The 2917-nt window shown below is 39.5% G+C and carries 3 protein-coding genes; all 3 read right to left on the bottom strand.

The annotated features are described in order from the left end of the window. Positions 1-256: 256 nt before the first annotated feature. A complete protein-coding gene (locus MHN01_RS22985; RefSeq protein WP_239413673.1) occupies positions 257-874 on the bottom strand; it encodes a TetR/AcrR family transcriptional regulator in 618 nt (205 codons plus the stop codon). A gap of 116 nt (positions 875-990) precedes the next feature. Further along, entirely contained in the window at positions 991-2043 is a 1053-nt protein-coding gene (locus tag MHN01_RS22980) for a serine hydrolase (RefSeq protein WP_239413672.1), read from the bottom strand. A gap of 16 nt (positions 2044-2059) precedes the next feature. After that, positions 2060-2797: a phosphoenolpyruvate synthase gene (locus MHN01_RS22975; RefSeq protein WP_239413670.1), complete on the bottom strand. Its 738-nt coding sequence runs from the start codon at positions 2795-2797 to the stop codon at positions 2060-2062. Between the last annotated feature and the right edge of the window lie 120 nt (positions 2798-2917).

Genomic DNA, 2917 nt, shown 5'->3' with positions numbered 1-2917 from the left:
TTCTGTGTAACTCAAAGCTTCAATACTAGGCAAAGTAACCTTTGAGATAGGTGCTTCTGAGTATTTGAGAAGATATTATCAATCATTCTGACTTGTAAATATTAGAAATATTGAGAAGGTGGATGAAAATCCGTTGATTAAAATGCGCCTAAGAATACTGAGTAGATAATAGTGTCAACTCAATGAATAAGGGGAGTTGGCACTATTGTCAAAATTTAGTATGGCGAATTATGCTTTTTCATTCTGTGTCATATCACTAATTTTTGGATTTTGTCGACTTAGGTTTCACCCCAGATAAAAGCATATTGCCACAGAAATCAGCATAGTGATTTAGAAACTGCTGATACTCTTCCTCGCCATAACTTTTTGCCAGTAGATCTTGCATCATGCTCGGAAGAAGGGTGAGGGACATAAAGGCAATTCGAACAACTTCTGAGTCTACATTTCGGTCAACTTTTCCTTCCTCAATAACTTCTTCCACCCATTGATGAACCAGTCTTTTTTCAAATTCAAAGCTGTCTAGTAGGAAGCGACTACCTGCACTTTGCTTGAACATCCACGTTCTTACAATGAACTTAGGTATATTTGGATCACTATGGTATACATCCAATACGCGTCGGATTATGTGTGGAAAATCAAGTAGTTCTTCCTGGCGTATAATTTCATGGAGTATGGTAAGGATCTTTCCATACTCTTGTTTGAGCATTTCTTCAAACAAACCATATTTACTATTAAAATAGTACTTAATCATGCCACTGCTTGTACCTGCATCTTCTGCAATCATCCTGATACTGACGCTGTGAAAGTCTTTCTCCAAAAATAGCTTAGCTGCACTTTTTAGTAGCCGTTCAGCAACCTGATTATCTTTTTTCATACGATAACTTCTGTTTTACATATAACTACAACCTATCATAAAAGAATCGACGTGATTCTACTAACCGTTAGCTAGTGTAGTGGCCTTTACGTCTCAGCAATTTCACAGACAAGGTGTTACAACATAGGAAGCAACACGTTTTCTAGTAATTGGTTGAATCTCTTTTCTCTTTTGCGCCAATCATAGAAATACGGAATGGTTGCCGTCATTAGCAGTAGAGCATTTTTTTCAGGGAGTATAATCATATATTGGTTTCCATATCCGCGAGCCAAGATTCTCCCTGACTCTGTATCCAGCCACCAAAGCAAACCATAGTCGAATTGTCCATCCACGTTGAGAAAACTGGGGCGGATTGACAGAACAACCCATGCCGCCGGTATTATTTGTTTATCTCCTGAGCGGCCTTTATTGAGGTAGAGCTGCCCGAAAGCTAGTAAATCTCTTGGTGTGAGAAAGAGTTGTGATCCTCCGAATGGAATGCCCTGTGGGGAGGTTTTCCATGCCCTGATCGATACGTTTATCGGAGAAAAGAGGTACTTCTGAGCAAAGTCAAACGTATTCATGCCGCTAGAGTGGGTGATTATTTCCGATAGTAAATGGGTTTGTATCGACCCGTAACGAAACTGTGTGCCAGGAGGTGAACTCAGCTCTAGAGCTAAAATAGACTCAAGCCAGTTCGAACTTGCATAAACCCAGTTATCCTTATTCTCTTGGTACTCAAACCCGGCAGACATCGTAAGGAGATGCCTGACTGTGATTGCATCTTTCCCTCTAAGCTGTGAATGGCTCTTTATGTCGAGTAGCTCATAGATAGGCTGGTCAATGGAGCGAATGTATCCTTTATCAAGGGCTATTCCGATCAAGGCTGACACAACACCTTTAGACATAGACTTAGTGTTGATTGCTGTTTCTTTATCATAACCTGCTCGGTACCATTCCAATATAAGCTTGCCATTTCTTGCAACTAATACACTGGTTAGGCCATTTATATTTTCAAGATTGAGTTCCTCATCAGCACAGAAGCTAGAATTGAAATATTCCCATTGATAGGCAGGCTGTAATGGGGCTTCTGCGATTCGCTCTCCTTCTTGAATTTTGTAGCCAATAGAACCTATCAGGCTACAAGAGGTAATTGACAAAGAAAGTAATCCGATTAAGGTTTTGCTCATATCTGAACGCACTCGCTTATTTTTTACTCCAGACTTGTAATTTAGATAGAGGCTCAAACCCCAACCGGGATAAATTTGCTACTTCCTCATCGCAGCCATAGCCGACAATGGGCAACTCAGGAATATCATGTAGGATTCGGGATATCATGATGTCAAAGAGAGTGTAATCACCAAACAAGTTGTAAATGCCAACGCTTGACTCATCAATATTAATAGTTGCACCGGTCAAGGAATGGCGATTCTTTGCTAAATAAAATCTAACGCTATCCAGTTCAAGTATCTCGTCAGGATAAACTGACTTGATATCAGTCTCTTCAGACCAGTATCTTCCCCAGAGTGCAAGGTCTGAACGTGTTGTTACCCAATAGCAATCAGTCTCTGTTTCTTTGTCGGCTAATTCGATATTTCGGTGTGGCCTAGTAGATAATATGTACCAGTGAGCAGAGAAAAGTGAACTAAATCCATGGCGTGCTAGGTTTAAATTTGAGTGCGAATCTTTTATAAAGAATGACTTTTGTTCTTTTGGTGTATCTTTCACTATCGCTTTCACATCACAATAATGGCTCACTGTAACCAAGTTAGGAAAGTATAGTGGCATTTCCTCTTTTGCTAGCCAACATACAGGCGTGGCCTCTGAGGCAACTCCATGAAGGTCTGCAATTTTTCTGCACCAGTTAACATTATTATTAATTGCAACTTCTATCGGTTTTCGATTGGATTTTGTTCTGTCGTGAAGCATATGATTGGCTATCATTTTCATTTCATTGAGTATGATAAGATAACCATACCGCGTTGATTTTATAGATGCTTCTATACCTTTAAATCAAATGCGTAAAATTGATTTGCTTTATGTTTTGCAGTAAATGAAATAATA

Source organism: Photobacterium sp. OFAV2-7, from assembly GCF_022347985.1.
Taxonomy (GTDB): Bacteria; Pseudomonadota; Gammaproteobacteria; order Enterobacterales; family Vibrionaceae; genus Photobacterium.
The sequence above is the reverse complement of the archived record's forward strand: the minus strand, read 5'-3'. Positions and strand labels throughout refer to the sequence as shown.